This window comes from Nonomuraea muscovyensis (assembly GCF_014207745.1).
Taxonomy (GTDB): Bacteria; Actinomycetota; Actinomycetes; order Streptosporangiales; family Streptosporangiaceae; genus Nonomuraea; species Nonomuraea muscovyensis.
In genome coordinates this window covers 2,741,005-2,759,696 of sequence record NZ_JACHJB010000001.1, presented here as the reverse complement: position 1 = coordinate 2,759,696, position 18,692 = coordinate 2,741,005, and the positions used below count along the sequence as shown (strand labels likewise).

The following is an 18,692-nucleotide window of genomic DNA, read 5'->3' as shown; positions in this document are numbered from 1 at the left end:
GTGGCGACCGGCGGGTTCGAGGGAGCGATCTTCGATGTGGACGGCGTCCTCGTCGACTCGCCGCACGAGCAGGCCTGGCGGGACGCGCTGCGTGAGCTGATGGACGGGGAGTGGGCCGACATCCGCGAGCGGAGCGCCTGGTCGGAGGACGCCTTCACCCCGCAGGTCTACCAGCGTGTCCTCTCCGGCAAACCCCGCATGGCCGGCGCGCTGGCGGCCCTCCACCACTTCAGGATCCCGGACGCGGAGGCCCGCGTGGACGTCTACGCCGCACGCAAACAGGCGCTCATCGTCCGGCTCGTCGAGGCCCGGCAGTTCACGGCCTATCCCGACGCGCTGCGGTTCGTCCTCGCCGTACGCGATCTCGGCATCCCGGAGGCGGCGGCCTCGTCGTCGAAGAACGCCGACCTGTTCCTCAAGCACATCCGCCTCGACACCTTCACCGAGAAGGAGGGGCTGACCTACGACTTCGTCCACCCGGGGCTGACCCTGCTCGACCTCTTCGACGCCGACCTGTCCGGGCGCGACCTGGCACGGGGCAAGCCGGACCCGGAGATCTTCCTGGCCGCGGCGGCCGAGCTCAAGGTCGCGCCCGAGCACTGCTTCGTGGTCGAGGACGCCGTCAGCGGGATCCAGGCCGCCAGGGCGGGCCGAATGGCCGCGCTGGGCGTCGCGCGCGCCGGCGACCGGCACCTGCTGGCCGCCGCGCACGCCGACCTCGTCGTCACCTCGCTGGACGAGGTGGACGTACGGGCCCTCACCGCCCACCGGTTGGCGACCCGCCAGGCGAGGTCGTGAACGACCCGCGGGGCGCGGCGACCTGATCAGGAGTGCGCGGTCACCCAGGTCGCACGAGATGATCACCCGGGCTGGACGATGCGGGCGGCCTCGGCGCGCTCCTTCTCCAGCGCCTGGCGGATCTGGTCGAAAGCGGCGGCGTGCTGCTCCAGGGCGGCGGTCTGGAGCTTCTCCTCCGCCCGGTGCCAGACCTCGACGAGGTCCGTCTCCTCCTTGCAGGCCACGTCGGCGACCGCGGCGGCTCTTTCGGCTTCCACCGCAGCCGGGTCCTTCCACCGGTCGTCGGCGGCGGCGGCCAACGGGTCGGCGTACTCCCTCTGGCCGCGGACGCGCATGCACGACCGCCACGCGTCGAACGCCGACCGGACGTGGGGGTCCTTCGTCCGGGTCCTCTCGAAGATCTCCCGCTCCAGGCGCACCGCGAGGGGCGAGTCGGCGCCCTCGACGTAGACGCGGCCCATGCCGTCATCGAGGCAGCCGTGCGCCGCCGATCTCTCCGCCGCGTCGCGGTAGCCGCCACGGGCCTCCTCCGCCCGATTCTGCTCCCGCTCGGCGGAGGTGATCGGGGCGCGATAACCCACCTGCTGGGCGACCAGGGGTTCCATGACGCCGTAGCGACGGCGGTGGGGTGCTTCGATCACGGCCACCCCGGGGAGGGCCGGCCGGCTGTACCCCTTCTGCTGGAGGCACCGGCCGGCGAGGACGTCCACGGCCCGCTCCACCCGTTCGATGTCCGTCTCGGTCCGCTTGTAGGCGTCGAACGGCAGGCGAAGCGCCTTCGCTTCGGCGGACGGGTCGATGACAGGCGGCCCGTTCGCCTTCGAGGCGGCCGAGGGGGCGGGAGCCGCGCACGCGGCGCTGCAGGCCAGCGCCAGCATCAGGCAGCCCCACGCCCATCGTCCGGCGATCACGGAACGTCGCAGGGAATCTTCCTGAACCGGAGGGACTCGACGGTGTTGTCGAACCCGTTGTTGGTGAAGTCGCTGTCGTTGCTGCGCGGCGCCGCATAGTAACGGACGCCGGTGAAGTTGTCACCGCTGTAGAGGTCGACGCCCACGTAGGACGCGTTCGCCATCGAGCTCGCCTGGTTCTCGAGGGTGCCCAGGTTCTCGTGCCCCAGGGTGACACACGTGTAGTCCTTACGTGTGCCCTGGTAGTCGTCGTGCTGCCAGAGCGTGATGAGGTTTCTGTCGGCCAGCGACGCCTGGGCCGGACTGACAGTGAGCACGGAGAACGACGCGGCGAGCGCGAGCCCCGCAACCGCAAGTTTCTTCATGAGCCCTCTTCTATGGGGGGCGGGAATCAACCCGCCACGAAATGCTGATCTTGGCAAGCCGTAATCACGTCTGTCAATGTTCGCCACCCGTGACCCTTCCGCCCCCCATTGCCCCAGAACACCCGGCGCTGATCGAAGCCACCGAGATCATCCCCGGCCTGCTGCATGCGCGGGTACGGCTCGGCGACGTGGCGCGAACCGTACACCTGTCGCAGAGCAGGCTGTCGCATCTGTTCAGCCAGGAGCTCGGACTGCCGTTCCGGCCCTACGTGCTGTGGGTATCCCGCGGTTTGACGGCACGGATGATGGCCGCGTGCATGTCGTCGGCCACCTGGTGGGTGAGCGTGATCTCGATGCCGGTGAAGCCGGCGGCGGCGAGCCCGTCGCGGTACTCGGCCATGGACAGCGCCCCCGCGATGCATCCGGCATGGTCACCGCGTTCGGCCCGGTCGGCGGCGGAGAGGTGATCCTGCGCGACCACGTCGGAGACGCCGAGCCGGCCACCGGGCTTGAGCACACGGAACGTCTCCGCGAACACCGACGGCTTGTCGGTGGAGAGGTTGATCACACAGTTGGAGATGACCACGTCCGCGGTCTCATCTGGCAGCGGGATCGCCTCGATGGTGCCCTTGAGGAACTCGACGTTGGTCGCCCCGGCCTTGGCCGCGTTGGCCTCGGCCAGGCGGAGCATCTCGTCGGTCATGTCCAGGCCGTATACCGTGCCGCTCAGGCCGACCCGGCGGGCGGAGAGCAGCACGTCGATGCCGCCGCCGGAGCCGAGGTCGAGAACCGTCTCGCCCTCCCGCAGGTCGGCGACCGCGACGGGGTTGCCGCAGCCCAGGCTGGCGGTCACCGCGTCGGTGGGCAGTTCCCGCCGCTCGTCGGAGCCGTAACGGCCACTGCCGAACACCTGGCCACCGCCCGGTTCGCAGCCGCAGCCGTCGCCGCAACAACCTGTTGAGGTGTTGCCGATGACGGCCAGGGCCGCGGACGCATAGCGGGCTCTCACCTGTTCGCGCAGGTCGTTCGCTTGACTCATGGGAGCCTCCTCAAACCGATGAGACCTCCATCTAAATAGACAACTCTCAAATCAGTCAAGGCGCCCATTCGGAGAGGGCTGCCGGCCTGACGGCCGCCGCGGGGTCGATGCCCAGCTCGGCCACGCCACGCCGACCCCCCTGAAGGACCGTCGAGGTGTACCGGCGTTAGGCTGGCAGGACGTGAGGGCGCCGCCTACAGGTGGGTGCCCGCGGCGGTGGGGCCCGCCGTACCCGAACCGCGGTGATTTCGCTGCCGCCAACGGTCCCTACGTGACAGCTCACGCCCGCTCGCGCGGGCACAGGCCACGCGTGGGGAGAGGCAGGCGTTCGGATCAGATGAGGTACAGGGCCGTGACTGAACCCGTCGACCCCACGGTCGATCTCGCCGATGCGCGCAGGCGTCGCCGGCCGCGCGGCGCGCGCTACGGTGTGCCGGCGGTGATCGCCGCGGGCGGCGCGATCGGAGCAGGCGCCCGCTACGGCGCGGCGCTGCTGTGGCCGACCGCGACCGGCTCCTTCCCGTGGACCACGCTGGGCGTCAACGCCTCCGGCTGCCTGCTGATCGGGATCCTCATGGTGACGATGACCGAGGCGACCCCCGTCTGGGTGCGCCCGTTCTTCGGCACCGGCGTGCTGGGCGGATACACCACCTTCTCCACCTACTGCGTGGACATCGAGCACCTGGTCGCACAGGGCAGGCCCGCTCTCGCGCTGGTCTACCTGGCGGCGACACCGGTGGCGGCCCTGGCCGCGGTGACGGCCGGCGCCTTGGCCACCCGCCGCCTCCTGGCGATGAAGAGGACAAGGGGGACGCCTTGAATCTGATCGGACGGGCTCTGCGGTTGACGGTCTTCGTCGACGACACCGACACCTGGCATCACCGCCCCATGTTCACCGAGATCGTGCATCGAGCCCACGCCGCGGGGCTGGCCGGGGCGTCGGTCTTTCACGGAGTCGAGGGCTTCGGCGCCTCCTCGGTCGTGCACACCACCCGGCTGCTGTCGATGGCCGGCGACCTGCCGGTGGCCGTCGTGATCGTCGACACCGCCGAGAAGGTCCGCGCCTTCCTGCCCCAGCTGGACGACCTGCTCATCGAGGGCCTGGCCGTCCTGGACGAGGTCGAGGTCGTCCACTACCGCGGCCGGCAGGAGGCGCCGTGAACTGGCTGCTGGTGTTGCTCGGCGGCGCGACCGGCGCGCTGCTGCGCTATCTGACCGACCGCGCCGTGCAAGCCCGCCACGATACCGTCTTCCCTTGGGGCACCTTCACCGTCAACGTGGTCGGCTCGCTGATCCTGGGCGCACTGGCCGGGGCGGCACTGTCCGGAGCGATGGGCGCCGGCGCGCAGCTGTTGCTGGGCACCGGCTTCTGCGGAGCGCTGACCACGTACTCGACGTTCTCCTACGAGACGTTGCGGCTGGCCGGGAGCGGCGCGGCCTTCCTCGCCGCCACCAACGTCATCGCCTCGGTCATCGCCGGGCTGGGCGCGGTGTTCGTCGGAATCACCCTCGCCCAGGCCATCGTCGGATGAAACGTCTTGACGCGGCATGCCGGTGCGGGAGCGATGGGCGCCGGTCACGGCGTCTCCTTAGATCGTGATGGCGAGCTTGCCGACGGTTCCGGTGGTGAAGTCGGCGAGCGCGCGTGCCGCCTCCGCCAGCGGGTACGAGCGGGCCACCGGGACCCGCAGGCGTCCTTCGGCCGCGTCGGCCGCGAGCCGGGCCAGGGTGTCCGGGTTCGGGTCGGCCATCACCGCCGTGGCCTTGATATCCCGGCCGGGCTCGTCGACGGTGTAGTGCAGCGTGGAGGCCAGCCTCCCGCCGTCGGCCAGCAGGGCGGCCACGGCCGGGCCGTCGCCCGCCAGGTGCAGCGCGGCGTCCACCCCGCCGGGCGCGATCGCGCGTACGTCCCCTGACAGGTCGGTGTGGTCCACGGCCCAGGTGGCGCCCAGGCCGGTGACGAACGCGGTTTCGGCTCCGGGCCGGGCGGTGGCGATCACCCTGGCGCCGCGCGCGGCGGCCAGCTGGACGGCGAAGGAGCCCACGCCGCCGGTCGCGCCCGAGATCAGCACGGTCTCCCCCGGTGCCGGCGCGACGGCGTCGACGGCGTTCAGCGCGGCGGTCCCGGCCAGGCCCAGCGCGGCCGCGCGGGTGTGGCCGAGCCCGCCGGGGATCTTGGCCAGGCCGTACCCCGCGCTCACCGCCACATACTCGGCGAAGCCGCCCTGGCCCAGGGTCGGGCGCATGACCACGCCGAACACGTCCTCGCCCGGCGTCCATCCGGTCACGTCCGCGCCGACGGCCGTCACGGTGCCCGCGAAGTCCTTGCCGAGCACGACGGGGAACTCGTAGTCGTACGAGCCCTTGAGGTAGCCGCCCAGCACGCCCAGGTCGAAGCCGTTGACCGAGGAGGCCAGCACCCGGACCAGCACCTCGTCCGGGCCCGGCTCCGGCACGGGCAGGTCGGTGGCCGCCAGGTCGGCTCCGAAGTCGGTGAAAGCCATGGCACGCATGATGATCACTTCACTTCCGTGGTAGATGGTGTGGTGGCCTGCCGCCATGAGGCACGCAGGACGGCGCGGGCGACGGCCAGTTCGGCCTCGTCGCGGGGGGCGTACAGCATGACGATCGTGTCGGGCCACTCGGGGCGGCGGCTGATCGGATGCGGCTCGATCCACCCCGTCCGCTCCAGCGGCGCCATCAGCGGCCTGGGCACGGTGAGGTGGAGGAAACCCGAGCGGTGGATGTGCCCGAACTCGTCGCGGCTGGGGTGCAGGAACGCCTCCCACGGCCCTACGGGCTCGCGTAGCCGCAGCGCCAGCGAGGCGGGCTCGGACACCTGGCTGGGACCGGTGAACACGCCCGCCAGCGCCTGCGCGTCCGCCACCAGGGCGGTCCTGATGTGCGGCGGAGAGAACTGGTCGAGCTGGTCATGCGGGATCTCCAGGCCCGTGGTCCGCGGGCGCGGTCCTGAGCGGGGCGGGGGATCGGTCAGGTCGATGCTCATCACAACAGCACTTTCTGTGCGCTGGTTACTTCTTGTGCGCTCCCAGAGTCTGGTCCACAATGCCGTCATGGCGGAAGAAGGCACTTTGACCCGCGCAAGGCACACCGATGTGCGTGAAACCATCGGCGAGGGCCACCCGACCTGCCAACTGCGCGACATCCTCGACCGCGTCGGCGACAAGTGGAGCGTCCTGGTGATGAACCTGCTCGGCGGCGGCCCCAAGCGCTACTCCGAACTCCAGCGCGCCATCGACGGCATATCCCAGCGGATGCTCACCCTCACCCTGCGCAGCCTGGAGCGCGACGGCCTGGTGGAACGCACCGTCGCCCCCACCTCCCCGCCGCGGGTGGACTACGCACTGACCCCGGTCGGGCAGACGCTCTCGGCCCAGGTCTCCGGACTCATCTCGTGGGCCGAGCAGCACCGTGCCTATGTGGCCGCCTCCCGCCTGCGCTACGACGAGTCATCGGCGACCGGTCCTCGAAGTGGTGGCGTGCCTCGACTGGCGGCGGGAAGAACCAGCGAGAGCTGAGGCGAAACCCTTGGAGTGGCTCACGCGGTGTGAGTCAGCAGGGGGCGAGACCACTCCACCGCCGGCGGTGGTCGGGCACGGGGGGCGGCGTGCTGGTCGTGACGTGGAACGTGAATTCGCTGCGGATGCGGTTGGGGCGGGTGCTGGCGTTTCTGGAGCGGCATCGTCCCGACGTCGTGTGCACGCAAGAGATCCGTGTGTGCCCGCTACCCCCTTGATCACCGCCCCATCGGGTACGCACCGGTTACGGGGCGTCGCCGTCCTTCCCATCGACCTCTTCCGGCCGCCGAAGCCGTTTCACCCTCCCGCCTTCATAGGCGAGTTCTCTTCAAGAAGATCAGCAGGAGGCATTCTGGACCGAGCTCGGCGGCTCGGCCACGATGAGGGCATGAGGAAGAACGGATCAGCGCAGCCACCGGCGGCGGGCGGAGGAGCGGGCTTGCGCCTGGACTGGCCGGCTGTGAGCGCTATGGCGGGTGCGGTTGCCGCCGTGGTCGCGCTGATCGCCTACCTGGCGCCGCCGACCCCGCCTAGGCAGCCCCAGCCCGACGCGATAGTCCCCACCCCGGCCACGCAGTCATCGTCACCAGATCCGGACACCACCCGGCCCGCACCGCCGACCCCGAGTCCATCGCCTGAGTCCAGCACGCCCCAGCCACCCATGCCCAGCTCCACGCGGGCGGTTCCGGTTTCCTCCGCACCGCTGGCAGCGGTCCGTCCCGGTGGCTGTGACGAGGCGGCGGCGGCGCTGACCGCATACCGCCGGAACGCCGGGACCATCCGCAGCAGCCAGGCAGCCGCGGCTCAGCAGACGTACCGCGATCTGATGGGCGCAGGCCTCGACGCGCAAGGAGCGGTGGGGGCGAAGATCAGTCGGCTGGCCGCCGAATTCCAGGAACTGAACTTCCGCTTGACCGGCATGACCGGCGGCGATCCCAACCAGGTGATCGCGGATGTCAATACAGACGCCGCGGAGCTCAACAGGCTGTGCGGATCCAGCTGACCTGACGACACGTCACAACCGGACCGGCGCGAGACGGCTGCGGAGCAGCTGGGGCTCCTACCTGGCAAGACAACACCCCTGACAAGATCACCATGGTGCGGAACGCATACGCTCTGCCGGTCGACTCGGAGAAGCTCATGCCGGAACGTCTCGCACGGCTGCTCAGAATCCACCAGAAGATCAAACTGCTACACCTGACCACCGGTCGTAAGGAGACGTGTAGCGTCCTGACGAGGCGCACCGCTGACGGGCACTACGAAGTCGAGCTCCGGACAGGGCACGAGGCAATGATGACAGTCCGCGCCGAAGCAGACGATGGAACGCCCTGCGAACCCTCGCCGGGTGGTGAGGCGCCTCACCGCTGACCTGGTCCGCAGCACGTACCGCATGCCACAGGGCTGACCTACCATTCCGCCGCAATGGCCCTGTTTGCCGCCGGCCAGTGCGGTCGGATAGGAAGCTTGCATGCTAAGAGGTAACAAGGTTGGGCTCAGGGCCCGGCACGAGGACGACATTCCGATCCTGCTGGCCGAGCTCTACGACGACGTGGTCAACGCCTCGCGGGCCGAAGGCCGGCCGTGGCGGCCGATCACACCCGGCTCGAAGGATCCGCGGCTCGTGGTGGACGACAAGGAGGAGGGGCACGTCCCGTTCTCGGTCGTGGAGCTGGACGGCGGCACGCTGGTCGGCACCGCGACGCTGTGGGGCATCGACAACCACCACCGGTCCGCGCACATCGGGCTGGGGCTGCTGCCGTCGGCCCGCGGCATGGGCTACGGCACCGACGTGGTCGCGGTGCTGTGCCACTACGGTTTCGTCGTGCGCGGCCTGCAGCGACTGCAGATCGAGACGCTGTCGGACAACGCCGCGATGCTGCGCTCCGCCGAGCGCAACGGTTTCGTACGCGAGGGCGTGCTGCGCTCCTCGGCCTGGGTGATGGGCGAGTTCCTGGACGAGGTGCTGCTCGGGCTCCTCGTCCAGGACTGGAAGCCGAACTCGTAGGGCCAGGCTGCCGCCCGACGGTCAAGGGCGGGCCGCCCGGCCGGCGGCCGATTCCGGTGGAGGCCCCCGTGAGGGTTCCTCCCGGGTCAGTAGTAGGCGCGCATCAGCTCGGTCGCCCACTCCGGTTGCACCGTCGGGCCCTGTGGGCCGAACTCGGCCATGTACGGCTTGATGTCCAGGATGGGGGTGCCGTCGATGGCGTCCAGGCCGCGCACGTGGACGTCGAGACCATCGACGGCGAGCAGCCGGCAGCGGGAAACGCCCAACAGGTTCGGGCGATTCCTGCCACGCTGCGCAAAGATGCCGACCTTGGGCCAGTCCGGGTTTCCCCGAGGGTGGCGGGCGGAGGTGTTGATCGAGGCGGGCTCCACGCGATGGAACTGGAACACCACCTCCAGGTGCGAGAAGGCGTCCAACCCCGCGAGGGATTCCGGCCCGAAACGAGTCCCGTCGACACGGATCACCGCCTGTTCGGTGTCCCAGTCGTCGTCGAACGCCTCGACGCGCCCACCGACGACCGTCCCGACAGGCTCCAGCACAATGCCCCGCACAGCGTTCCTCCCATGATCAGACAACTGATCACGACCGTACGGCCCGGCGGCTCCGGCCGAATCAGTCATCGCGACTGAATCTTTGCGTGGCTCCCACCGGCAGGTTAGGCAGGGGGCTGAGCATCATGCCCCGGGGGCTTTGGTCGCGTGGGCAATGGTCATCGTGAGTCGGTGAAGAAGCTCTGGAGGTGGCGGTTGACCGGTTCCGGGCAGTCCAGCTGGGGGGCGTGGCCGCAGCCGTCCAGGATCACGAGCTGCTCGTCGGGGAGCAGCTCGGCGAAGCGATGGGCGCGCTCGACAGGCTGGATGGTGTCCTGCTTGCCCCACAACACCAGGGTCGGAGTCTTGGTGGCAGGGAGGGCACGTTCGGTCTGCGCCCAGTCCAGACGGCGTTCCAGCAGGTAGGTGGCGCGGATGTTGTCGTGAAAGGTCATCGGCGCCCACCACTCGTCCAGCAACTGCGCGGTCAGGCGCTGCTTGTTGACCATCATGCCCTCGGCCAGGCCGCGGACGGTGGACTTGCCGGTGGACAGCTTGACGGCCAGCTCGCCGATGACGGGGATCTTCAGGGATTCCCACATCAGGGTGCCCGGCAGGTCCAGCCCGGTGGCGTCCAGCAGGGCGAGCTTGGTGACGCGATCGGGGTGGCGCTGGGCGAAGGCCAGAGCCCAGCCGCCGCTCCAGGAGTTGCCCGCCAGAGCGGCCTGCCGTACACCGAGGCCGTCCATGAACGCGCCGACGGCGGAGACCATGGCGCCCAGGTCGAAGGCGAAATCTGAGTCCTTCAGCTGGGTGTAGCCCTGGCCGGGAAGGTCGACCACGTACACGGTGTGGTCACGGGCCAGCGCGTCGAGCTGGTCCTTCCAACCGATGACAGAGGTGCCACCGGGCGAGAGCAGGATCACCGGCGTGCCGGATCCCGCCCGGACGTAGTGGAAGCGGGCGATCGGGGTGTCGGCGTAGCGTGAACCGACCTGGGCCAGGTACGGCGAGCGGAACGCGCGGCCGTCCTCGGCCGGCTGCCAGCCGTACGCGCCGAACAGCATCGCGGCCACCAGCACCGCTACCGCAGCCGCCAGCCGGCGGTGCCGGCGCCGCTTGCGCACCGGCTGGGTGACCGTCGTCTGAGGTGTGTTGTTGACAGGGGGAAGCATGGTGATCCTCTGGCTTGGTCGGGAAGCCTTCATGCGTCTGGACGGGCCGGCGCGGGGGAGCGTGACAGATACGGCGAGTGATCCAGCTCACACAGAGCCGTGGACGCGCGCTCCGCATGCGACCAGCCACCGCTACATCAGGACCGCGGCGAGATCCGCCACCGCTCGGTAGTGGACACCGGTCATGCCCAGCGATCTGGCCGCCTCCACGTTCTCCAGGCGGTCGTCCACGAACAGGCACCGCTCCGGCGCGGCGCCGGCGACCTCTGCGGCGATCTCGTAGATGCGCCGGTCCGGTTTGGCCACCCCGACCCGGGCGCTGCTGACCACGGCGTCGGCGAAGTGGGTGAGTCCGACTCGGTCCAGATGCTCGTCCAAGGTGTCCGTGGCGTTGGTCACCAGCACCACCGGCACTCGCTCCTGCGCCCTCGCCAGCAGCGCTCTGACGTCCTCGTCCACGGTGAACGGTACGGCGATGAACTCGGCGACCGCGCGCCTTGCCCGTTCGTCTCCGCCCAGGGCCACGACGACGGACTCCGCCCACTCCTCCTCGCTGATCAGGCCGAGTGTGGCCGGCCCGATGACGGCGGGGTCGAAGGCGGTTCGCATCAGCGGCAGCGCGTATCGGGCCTCGATCTCAGCCTGAACGGCATGGTCGAAGTGGCGGAGCACGCCGTCAAGGTCGCAGAGCACTGCGTCGAAGGTCATCATGGCCCCCTATTGTGCGATGTGGCCTGATGCCACCGGCCGGGGTGGTCAGGCGCGCCTCGGAGCCAAGCGGCCCCTCCGAGGCGTTGATCTTGTCGGCTGGTGGGTGATATAGCTGGATTGGTGCGATTCCAAGGTGCGGCGGTGACAGCCCGCCGGTTCCGCTGATCGCGGCGGGACGACTCGGTGTGATTCCGGGCCACGCGGTGACACCCCGCCACCTCTCGGGCCCTGCTCACGGCCCCTGATTCCGCATGCGGCGAGGACCGTCCTCCCGCTGTCGAGAGGTGGTGTCGGATGTTCACCGGACACATCCAGGAAATCGGCACAGTGATCGCCGTCGACCACGATCGCATCGCGGTCAGAGCGCCCAAGGCCGCCGCAGGCACGCCGGGCTCGATCTGCCTGAACGGCGTCGGGCTGATGATCGTCCAGACCGGGCACGAGACGGACGTCCTGGAAGCCAGGCTCACCGCCGAGACCCGCCGCAGATCGACCCTCGACCAGATCCGGCCCGGCACACGGGTCAACGTGGAGGCGCCTTTGGCACTGGGCGACCCTCTGGGCGGTCACCTGGTCCAAGGCGCCGTGGACGCCGTGGGCAAGGTCGTGAGGGTTGACGACGAGGGAACCTCCCGGCGGCTGTGGATCAAGCCGCCCGACCGCTTTCTCCCGCTGGTCGTCCCCAAGGGACAGATCGCGGTCGACGGCGTCAGCCTGACCGTCGCCGAGGTGTCCCGCGACCGGTTCTCGGTGGCACTGATCCCCGCGACATTGCAGGCCACCGCGCTGGCGGAGCTGTCGGCCGGCGATCGCGTGAACCTGGAGCCCGACCTGCTCACCCGCCTGGTGCGCCGCTGGCCGTCCGACCCGGGGCGGGCAGTGGGCCAGGTGGTCGCGGCGCTGCCGTGGGCGGGACGGGTCTCCGGCGGGCAAGGCATGCAGAAGGCGCTGGCGCAACTCTCGTCCGGAGGAGCCGTGATGATCTGGGATCCCGACCGGGAGGGCGAGGGCGACGTGATATTCGCAGGGGCGCGTCTGCGCCCGGAGGCGTTCACCTTCCTGCTCACCCAGGTCTGCGGCCATCCGACCGTGCCGTGCGCGCCCGAGATACTCGACCGTCTGGAGATCGGGCCCATCCCCGGACCCGGTGATCGGCATGGCACCCGGCCGCACGTCCCGGTGGACCTGGCCACAGGGACGGGCACCGGGGTGTCGGCGGCCGAACGCGCCGCGACCGTACGCCGCCTGGCCCACCCGGAAGCCGGACCGGCCGACTTCCTCCGACCGGGGCATGTGTTCCCGCTGGCCGCACGCCCTGGAGGTCTCGCCGAACGTGCCGGTCACACCGAGGCCACCGTCGCCATGTGCATGGCGGCCGGGCTACCGCCCGTCGGGGTGTGCTGCGAGGTCATGAACCCCGACGGCACCATGGCCAAGGCCGCCGACCTCGAGATCGCCGCGCTGCGCTGGGGCCTGCCGCTGCTCGACGTGGACGACCTGAGGAAACACCTGTGATCGGCCTGGGCGGCGGACCGCATCGACGGGAGCGGAGAACAGCCATGACGATCGACGTCTGGGCGCAACACCCGACCCAGCGCTTCCTCCAGGACGACATGTTCGATTCGCTGCGCCGCTGGAGCGGCACGTCGATCCCGGCCGAGCGGCCGCCGGTCTCGGCCACGCTCGCCGCCATGGACGCGGCAGGCGTCGACCTCGCCCTGATCAGCGCCTGGTACGGCCCGCAGGGCGCGCTGATCTCCAACGACGAGGTGGCCGCCTTCGTCGCCGAGGCCCCCCACCGCCTGGTCGGCGTGGCCTCCGTCGATCTGCGCAAGCCCATGCCCGCCGTTCGCGAGCTCCGGCGCGCGGTGACGGAACTGGGGTTCAAGGCGCTGCGCGTCCTGCCATGGCTGTGGGAGCTGCCGCCCGACGACCGCCGCTACTACCCCCTGTACGCCGAGTGCGTCGAGCTCGGCATCCCGTTCTGCACCCAGGTCGGGCACACCGGCCCGCTGCGGTCCTCCGAGCCGGGCCGGCCGATTCCTTACGTCGATCGGGTCGCCCTCGACTTCCCCGAGCTGACCATCGTCGCGGGGCACATCGGCTATCCCTGGACCACCGAGATGATCGCCGTGGCCACCAAACATCCCCATGTCTACATCGACACCTCCGCCTACACCGTCCGCCGGTACCCCGTCGAGCTGATCGCCTACCTCAAGGCTCACGGCCGGACCAAGGTGCTGTTCGGCACCAACCATCCGATGATCACACCGGCCAAGGCGCTCGACGGGCTGGACCAGCTCGGACTGGACGACGAGGTACGGGAGCTGTTCCTGCACGGCAACGCCCAGCGGATCTTCGACCTGGAGCGCCACCGATGACACGGACCGGCTGCCGGCAGAGCAACTGATCGATACAGGATCGGATCCGCGGAGGATTGAGGGGAGCAATGGAAGACTGGACGCAACAGCAGCAGGCACACCCCGAGGTGCGGGCGCGGATCAGGGCCAGTTTCGAACGGCAGGGATTGATGCGCCATCTCGGTGCGCGCATTGTGCACATCGCACCAGGATGCGTGCACATCGTGCTTCCCATCCGGCCTGAAGTCACCCAGCAGCACGGCTACATCCACGCGGGAGCCACCAGCGCCATCGCAGACAGCGCAGGCGGCTATGCGGCATTCACGCTGTTCCCGGAAAACTCCTCGGTGCTCACCGTCGAGTACAAGATCAATCTCCTGGCGCCTGCGGTAGGCGATCACCTCGAGGCCGTGGGGACGGTCCTGAAGGCGGGACGAACGCTGACCGTGTGCCGGTTGGAAGTGTTCGGCGTCCAGGACGAGCACCGATCGCTCGTTGCGACAGGCCAGCAGACGCTGATGTGTGTGAAGGAACGACCCGAACAGCCGGAAAACCATCCTCCGTCTCGACCGGCGACGCTCACCTGACCCCAGGTGGCCGGGAGCTGAGCAGGGCCTCCGCGGCGGCCCAGGCTCGGGCGAGCCCGAATTCGGCCAGGCCGCGGATCAGGTCGCGGAAGGTCTCCTCGGTGGCCCCGTCCGCCCGGGCCAAGGCGGCGTGCAGGCGCATCGACTCGCCCAGCGTCTGGTAGAAGACGTCCACGGTCAGGCAGGCGATCGCCCGCTCGCGGACGCTGAGATGCGGGCGGGCCCAACGCTGGGCCAGTTGGTCCTCGGTGAAGGCGGCCAGTCCCGGGTCCACTTCCTCCAGGTCGTGGACGGCACGCGCCAGTGGCCCGGTCAGCGGCACCGGTTTGACCGAATCGGTGTCCCGCGCCTCGGGCAGGCCGAGCTCCGTCAGGCGCTGGAAGGCGGTGACCAGGATGGGGTAGCCCACATAGGGGCCCAGGTGGCGGAAGAGCTCCCTGATGGCCTCGGGCTCGACCCCGTTGGTCAGGGCCATCTGCACGTGCATGGCCAGGGGCAGGTCCAGGTGCGGGTGGCACAGGTCGGCGGTCAGGCAGACGAAGGCCTTCTCGCGCATCGTCAGGTGGGTCAGGCCCCACAGGTTGTGGCCCGCGCCGACGGCGAGCTGGGCGAAGACGGGGTCGAGCGCGGTCAGGGCGTCGACTCCGGCGAGCTGCGTCATCGTGTCGCTCCGTTCAGGACAGGCCGAGCGCGCGCAGGCGCAGGCGGTCGAGGGTGTACTGGGGGACGATGCGGCCGAGCGTGCTCATCAGCCTGGATTTCTTGCCGACGGGGTAGCGGGAGCGGGGCTTGCGTGCGGTCAGGGCGTGCAGGACGGCGCGGGCGACCACGTCCGGGCTGGAGCCGGAGCGCTCCTCCTTGAGCCCGCTGGTGACCATGGTCCGGTAGGCGGCGCCGTACAGGCGCCTGCCCTCCTCCCCGAGGGAGGCCAGGCGGGGTTCGACCTCGTCTTCCAGCTTGTCGACGGCGTCGGTGTGGATCGAGCCGGGTTCGATGAGGACGGCGGCCACGCCGTACGGCTTGAGCTCCATGCGCAGGGCGTCATTCAGCGAGCGGATGGCGTGCTTGGAGGAGCACAGCGGGCCGCCGAAGGGCAGGGTGATCCAGCTGCCCACCGAGCCGACGGTGACGACGCGGCCCTTCGAGGAGCGCAGCATCGGCAGCATGGCCTGGGTGACGGCCACCTGGCCGAAGACGTTGACCTCGTACTGCCGGCGCAGCACGTCCAGCGGGACGAACTCCAGCGGTCCGGTGACGCCGATGCCGGCGTTGTTGACCAGGGCGTCGAGGTGGCCGATCCGCTCGGCGGCCTCGGCGATCCGGCAGGCGTCGGTGACATCGAGAATGATCGGGGTGACGGTGGGCCCGAGTGCCTCGCCGTCGGCGTCCTTGCGCACTCCGGCGTGGACGGTGAAGCCCTCGCGTGCCAGAAGCAGCGCGGTGGCCCGGCCGATTCCGGTGGAGGCACCGGTGACCAGCACTGTCTTCGGCATGACTTGCTCCTTTCGGCTTTTGCCGACACTTGTTGACGGGGAGGCTGTTCGCCACCGCCGCCGAGTCGCACCGACCGTCCAGCACTACCTGACCGCCGGCTGAACCTGCTGCTCCTCCGCCTTGAGCAGGCGGTTCTCCTTGATGAGGAAGTAGATGAGCAGCCCGCTCATGATGAAGTGGCCGCCGGCGGTGTACAGGCCGGGGAAGTAGCCGCCCTTGAGGATCGGGAAGACGAAGTGGGCGATACCGTTGAGCAGGCCCGCGCCCAGGGCGTACCACCACAGGAAGAAGTTGGCCACGCGGACGCGGTAGAGCGCGCCCGCTCCGGCGAAGAAGTAGAGCGCGCCGAAGCCGAAGACGAAGACGAGCAGGAACTCCTTCTCCGGCCAGTCACGTGGCGAGTCGAACAACTCGACGATCTCGTGGGGGAAGCCGCCGGTGTACTCCTCGGCCATGTGGATGAGCTGGAAACCCACCGCGCACAGGTAGACGGCGATCACCTTCCTGGACTTCACCGGGCGGGCATAGCTGAAGGCCATCCACCCGCTCCAGCCCAGCACGCTGGCCACCACGAGGATGACGGCGCCCTGTACGGGGAGGGTGAGCAGTGCCCAGGTGCAGAAAGCGACGGCCAGGATCGCCATGATGGTCGCCGAATAGGGTTCAGGTCGTTTGGTCATGGTTTGGACCATATGAAGAGCGCGGTGGCGGTCGCCTCTGTCACCTGACTGATGTGCATGCCGGTCACATCAGTCACCTGACGGAGGCGATGCACCAAGGGGCATGGCTAGCGTCCTGCGCTATGAAGTTGATCGATTCCATACCATGATCCGCCTCTTCGCTGTCGTGTTCCTGCTGCTGTTCCTGGCCACTCCGGCCCGGGCGCATGTCGTCGGGTCCGGAGCGGATCTGCGGGTGACGCAGACCTTCGGCGCGGGTGAGGTCACCCTCGTCATCGCCGGGGTCTCGCGGGTGCCGGCGCCGCTGCGGGTGAGTGCGCAGGCCGTTACGCCTTCGAGCCTTCGCCTGGAGCTGGAGTTGCGTTCGCTGACCGACGGAAGCAGGTCGACCGGCTCGGTGAGCGTCGGGCAGCAGCCCGCCGCGTTGCAGGCGCTCCAGAGCGGCCCGCATGAGCTTCGCGTTCGTGCCGGTGACGAGATCGCGGTCATCCCGTTCCGGGTGCTGGTGGTGGGCGCCGCCCTCTGGGAGATGCTGCTCGACGGTGCGTTCGTGGTGGTCGGGCTGCTGCTGGTGATCGGCGTGCTCGCAGGCCGGCTGTCCCGGCCGATCGTGGGCGGCGCGAGTGCGGCCGCGGCGGTCGCGGCCGTCGTGATGCTGCTGGAGCCGCACCTCTCTGCCGCCCAGCCGGAAGGCGCCGCGCCCCGCACCGGACTCGGCCGACCCTACGCGCAGGGCCGCTTCTCGACGCTGCCCGCCCGGCCCGCTGCGGGCAGCGAGTTCACCCTGGCCTTGCGGCTCACCGACGGCTCGACGGGCCGGCCGGTGGACGACCTCGCCGTCCACCACGAGGCCTCGGCGCATCTCGTGGTCACCAGCCAGGATGGTGCGGTCTTCCGGCACGTGCACCCGTTGCGGACCGCGCCAGGAGTCCTCGCCGTACGGCTGCGCCTCCCGCAACCCGGCCGCTACCTCGCCTACGCCGAGATCGAGCGGCAGGAGTCGGGCGGGCAACTCCTCTCCGGCGCCTTCGAAGTCTCCGGCGCCGCCCAGCCGTACGCCCCGGCCCAGGAGCCTGCCGCGCCCCGCCTCACCCCGCCCACGCCGGCCGCCGCGAGCCCGGTGACCATCGAGGTCAGCCCGGAGGGACCGGTACAGCCGTGGCTGGGGATGCCCGGCCATCTGATCGTCAGGAGTGCGGACGGTGTCCACCTGGCCCACGCGCATGGGACGCGGACGGAAGGTTCCGCGCTGCGCTTCACCCTCACGCTCCCGGAGCCGGGCCGCTACCTGGCCTGGGCCCAGTACGCCGCCGGAGGTCGGCTCGTGACCCGGCCCTTCACCGTGGAGGTGGCTCGATGAAGTACGCGGGCGTCTGCCTGCTCGTGGCGGGCGTGCTGTTCGCCTTCGCGACGAGCTGGTTCGACGGCGACCCTGAGAGCGTGGAGGCGGCGGGCACCCGCTACACCGTGAGCGTGCGGCCTGCAAATCCAGTAGAGGTGCGGGTGACCTCCGGCGAGGCCGACACGGTCACCGTGACGGCGGTCATGCCGGGCATGGGCCACGCTCTGCCGCCGGTCGGCACCGTCCAGGCCGATCCCGGCCGCTTCGTCGCCGAGGAGGAGATGTTCGCCATGGACGGCGTGTGGGAGCTGTCGATCATCGTCTCCGGGGCTCAGGGACAGGAGACGATCAGCATCAGCACGGTAGTCGACCGGTGAACATCAGTCAGATGACGGAAGCGACCTTCGAGCGCCTCTGGCTAGCGTCGGCGCCATGAAGCTGATCAATGACCACATGGCCGTCAAGGCCCGCGTGCTGCCCCCGACCGGCGACGGCTTCCTCATGCTGGCCGGCGAGGTCGGCTCCTGGCGTGGCCCCTTCGTGTCCACTCCCGTCCAACTGGCCGCCCACCTCAAGGCCCTGGCCGTGGGCACCGAGGCGCGCGAGGCGAACGTGTTCCGCGCCGTCCTGCGCCCGCCCGGCGAGGGCGACGAGTTGCTGGCCGCCAGGGGCATCCAGCCGGCGCGTTACGACATCGTCGTGCTGATCCGCACCGCGTCCGTGGAGGCCGCCCTGGAGTTGCGCGAGAGCGCCGCCTACACGGAACTCGCTCGGACGCTCCGCGCGGCCGCCCGCCGTACCCATCAGATCATCGCCGACAACGCCGGACGGCTCGGCGACGTGGACCACAGCCAGGACCATCGCTACCTGTTCAACTACTTCTACGCCGACGACCGCGAGACCCTGCTGAAGGTGTGGGAGTACACCGCCGGATGGTTCCAGGCCAAGACCGCGCTGCCCAACTCCGCGCTGATGCGGCCGCTGGAGGGCGAGCCCGCCGAATACGGGCTCGTCAACCACGCCAGCTGGCCGAACTGGCGGACCTTCCTGCCCAGCCTGATCTTCCGGCCCACCTTCCGCAGCTTCGTGCTGGCCAACTTCAAGGCCAACGGCGTCGCCGCGCAGCCGATCATCTACCGCCGGGTGTGACCTGCCC

25 protein-coding genes are annotated in these 18,692 nt (G+C 69.9%); 14 read left to right on the top strand and 11 right to left on the bottom strand.

Annotation, left to right across the window (positions count from 1 at the left end; genetic code table 11):
* Positions 1-798 carry an HAD family hydrolase gene (locus FHU36_RS13080; protein WP_185083978.1) on the top strand — a complete coding sequence of 266 codons (798 nt, stop codon included), beginning with the start codon at positions 1-3 and terminating at the stop codon, positions 796-798.
* Positions 799-860: 62 nt separating this feature from the next.
* On the opposite strand, the gene FHU36_RS13075 is transcribed toward FHU36_RS13080, so the two are convergent.
* The 3 genes from FHU36_RS13075 to arsM form a co-directional block, all read right to left on the bottom strand.
* Entirely contained in the window at positions 861-1,709 is an 849-nt protein-coding gene (locus FHU36_RS13075; RefSeq protein ID WP_185083977.1) for a hypothetical protein, read from the bottom strand.
* Positions 1,706-2,074, bottom strand: coding sequence for a hypothetical protein (locus tag FHU36_RS13070; RefSeq protein WP_185083976.1), 369 nt, complete (start codon positions 2,072-2,074; stop codon positions 1,706-1,708). Before FHU36_RS13070 ends, FHU36_RS13075 begins: the two co-directional genes overlap by 4 nt.
* 265 nt (positions 2,075-2,339) lie before the next feature.
* A complete protein-coding gene (gene arsM, locus FHU36_RS13065) occupies positions 2,340-3,113 on the bottom strand; it encodes an arsenite methyltransferase (protein WP_185083975.1) in 774 nt (257 codons plus the stop codon).
* Between the two features lie 352 nt (positions 3,114-3,465).
* Here arsM and FHU36_RS13060 point away from each other — a divergent pair, with 352 nt between their 5' ends.
* Genes FHU36_RS13060 through crcB form a run of 3 tightly spaced genes read left to right on the top strand, consistent with a single transcriptional unit; the run spans position 3,466 to position 4,645 of the window.
* The gene (locus tag FHU36_RS13060) at positions 3,466-3,933 is read left to right on the top strand and encodes a fluoride efflux transporter FluC (RefSeq protein ID WP_312891557.1); all 468 of its coding nucleotides are present in this window, start codon (positions 3,466-3,468) and stop codon (positions 3,931-3,933) included.
* Positions 3,930-4,274, top strand: a complete 345-nt coding sequence (locus FHU36_RS13055; protein ID WP_185083973.1) for a DUF190 domain-containing protein — start codon at positions 3,930-3,932, stop codon at positions 4,272-4,274. The genes FHU36_RS13060 and FHU36_RS13055 overlap by 4 nt, the downstream gene beginning before the upstream one ends.
* Positions 4,271-4,645, top strand: coding sequence for a fluoride efflux transporter CrcB (crcB, locus tag FHU36_RS13050; RefSeq protein ID WP_185083972.1), 375 nt, complete (start codon positions 4,271-4,273; stop codon positions 4,643-4,645). Before FHU36_RS13055 ends, crcB begins: the two co-directional genes overlap by 4 nt.
* Positions 4,646-4,702: 57 nt before the next feature.
* On the opposite strand, the gene FHU36_RS13045 is transcribed toward crcB, so the two are convergent.
* Together FHU36_RS13045 and FHU36_RS13040 are read right to left on the bottom strand one after the other, a co-directional pair.
* On the bottom strand, positions 4,703-5,617 hold the full coding sequence (locus tag FHU36_RS13045; RefSeq protein ID WP_221495865.1) for an NADP-dependent oxidoreductase: 915 nt from the start codon (positions 5,615-5,617) through the stop codon (positions 4,703-4,705).
* A gap of 14 nt (positions 5,618-5,631) precedes the next feature.
* Entirely contained in the window at positions 5,632-6,120 is a 489-nt protein-coding gene (locus FHU36_RS13040) for a luciferase domain-containing protein (protein WP_185083970.1), read from the bottom strand.
* A 109-nt stretch (positions 6,121-6,229) separates the two neighbouring features.
* Here FHU36_RS13040 and FHU36_RS13035 point away from each other — a divergent pair, with 109 nt between their 5' ends.
* The 4 genes from FHU36_RS13035 (at position 6,230) to FHU36_RS13025 (ending at position 8,657) form a co-directional block, all read left to right on the top strand.
* Positions 6,230-6,652 (top strand): winged helix-turn-helix transcriptional regulator, encoded by a 423-nt coding sequence (locus tag FHU36_RS13035; protein WP_312891556.1) that lies wholly within the window; start codon positions 6,230-6,232, stop codon positions 6,650-6,652.
* A 29-nt stretch (positions 6,653-6,681) separates the two neighbouring features.
* Positions 6,682-6,870: an endonuclease/exonuclease/phosphatase family protein gene (locus tag FHU36_RS46780; RefSeq protein WP_376774130.1), complete on the top strand. Its 189-nt coding sequence runs from the start codon at positions 6,682-6,684 to the stop codon at positions 6,868-6,870.
* A 443-nt stretch (positions 6,871-7,313) separates the two neighbouring features.
* Complete coding sequence (locus FHU36_RS13030; protein ID WP_185083968.1) at positions 7,314-7,655, top strand: hypothetical protein; 342 nt, start codon at positions 7,314-7,316, stop codon at positions 7,653-7,655.
* Positions 7,656-8,120: 465 nt separating this feature from the next.
* Positions 8,121-8,657, top strand: coding sequence for a GNAT family N-acetyltransferase (locus tag FHU36_RS13025; protein ID WP_185083967.1), 537 nt, complete (start codon positions 8,121-8,123; stop codon positions 8,655-8,657).
* An 86-nt stretch (positions 8,658-8,743) separates the two neighbouring features.
* Here the strand turns inward: FHU36_RS13025 and FHU36_RS13020 are convergent, their stop codons facing one another.
* From FHU36_RS13020 to FHU36_RS13010, 3 genes are all read right to left on the bottom strand, one after another.
* Positions 8,744-9,208 carry an SAM-dependent methyltransferase gene (locus FHU36_RS13020; protein WP_312891555.1) on the bottom strand — a complete coding sequence of 155 codons (465 nt, stop codon included), beginning with the start codon at positions 9,206-9,208 and terminating at the stop codon, positions 8,744-8,746.
* Positions 9,209-9,366: 158 nt separating this feature from the next.
* Positions 9,367-10,362: an alpha/beta fold hydrolase gene (locus FHU36_RS13015; RefSeq protein ID WP_185083965.1), complete on the bottom strand. Its 996-nt coding sequence runs from the start codon at positions 10,360-10,362 to the stop codon at positions 9,367-9,369.
* A 132-nt stretch (positions 10,363-10,494) separates the two neighbouring features.
* Entirely contained in the window at positions 10,495-11,073 is a 579-nt protein-coding gene (locus FHU36_RS13010; RefSeq protein ID WP_185083964.1) for an HAD family hydrolase, read from the bottom strand.
* A 294-nt stretch (positions 11,074-11,367) separates the two neighbouring features.
* Here FHU36_RS13010 and FHU36_RS13005 point away from each other — a divergent pair, with 294 nt between their 5' ends.
* From FHU36_RS13005 to FHU36_RS12995, 3 genes are all read left to right on the top strand, one after another.
* Positions 11,368-12,588: a riboflavin synthase gene (locus FHU36_RS13005; RefSeq protein ID WP_185083963.1), complete on the top strand. Its 1,221-nt coding sequence runs from the start codon at positions 11,368-11,370 to the stop codon at positions 12,586-12,588.
* Positions 12,589-12,632: 44 nt separating this feature from the next.
* Positions 12,633-13,454 carry an amidohydrolase family protein gene (locus FHU36_RS13000; protein ID WP_185083962.1) on the top strand — a complete coding sequence of 274 codons (822 nt, stop codon included), beginning with the start codon at positions 12,633-12,635 and terminating at the stop codon, positions 13,452-13,454.
* A 68-nt stretch (positions 13,455-13,522) separates the two neighbouring features.
* On the top strand, positions 13,523-14,020 hold the full coding sequence (locus FHU36_RS12995) for a PaaI family thioesterase (RefSeq protein WP_185083961.1): 498 nt from the start codon (positions 13,523-13,525) through the stop codon (positions 14,018-14,020).
* Here FHU36_RS12995 and FHU36_RS12990 read toward each other — a convergent pair.
* From FHU36_RS12990 to FHU36_RS12980, 3 genes are all read right to left on the bottom strand, one after another.
* Positions 14,013-14,681 (bottom strand): carboxymuconolactone decarboxylase family protein, encoded by a 669-nt coding sequence (locus FHU36_RS12990; protein ID WP_185083960.1) that lies wholly within the window; start codon positions 14,679-14,681, stop codon positions 14,013-14,015. The two genes, FHU36_RS12995 and FHU36_RS12990, sit on opposite strands and share 8 nt — an antisense overlap.
* Before the next feature lie 13 nt (positions 14,682-14,694).
* A complete protein-coding gene (locus tag FHU36_RS12985; protein WP_185083959.1) occupies positions 14,695-15,513 on the bottom strand; it encodes an SDR family oxidoreductase in 819 nt (272 codons plus the stop codon).
* A gap of 84 nt (positions 15,514-15,597) precedes the next feature.
* The gene (locus tag FHU36_RS12980) at positions 15,598-16,194 is read right to left on the bottom strand and encodes an HXXEE domain-containing protein (RefSeq protein WP_185083958.1); all 597 of its coding nucleotides are present in this window, start codon (positions 16,192-16,194) and stop codon (positions 15,598-15,600) included.
* Between the two features lie 145 nt (positions 16,195-16,339).
* On the opposite strand from FHU36_RS12980, the gene FHU36_RS12975 reads away from it, so the two are divergent.
* The 3 genes from FHU36_RS12975 to FHU36_RS12965 are packed head-to-tail and all read left to right on the top strand — an operon-like array spanning position 16,340 to position 18,685.
* A complete protein-coding gene (locus FHU36_RS12975; protein ID WP_185083957.1) occupies positions 16,340-17,554 on the top strand; it encodes a DUF8832 domain-containing protein in 1,215 nt (404 codons plus the stop codon).
* Positions 17,551-17,913 (top strand): hypothetical protein, encoded by a 363-nt coding sequence (locus FHU36_RS12970; RefSeq protein WP_185083956.1) that lies wholly within the window; start codon positions 17,551-17,553, stop codon positions 17,911-17,913. Before FHU36_RS12975 ends, FHU36_RS12970 begins: the two co-directional genes overlap by 4 nt.
* A gap of 55 nt (positions 17,914-17,968) precedes the next feature.
* Positions 17,969-18,685: a hypothetical protein gene (locus tag FHU36_RS12965; RefSeq protein ID WP_185083955.1), complete on the top strand. Its 717-nt coding sequence runs from the start codon at positions 17,969-17,971 to the stop codon at positions 18,683-18,685.
* The last annotated feature ends 7 nt before the right edge of the window (positions 18,686-18,692 follow it).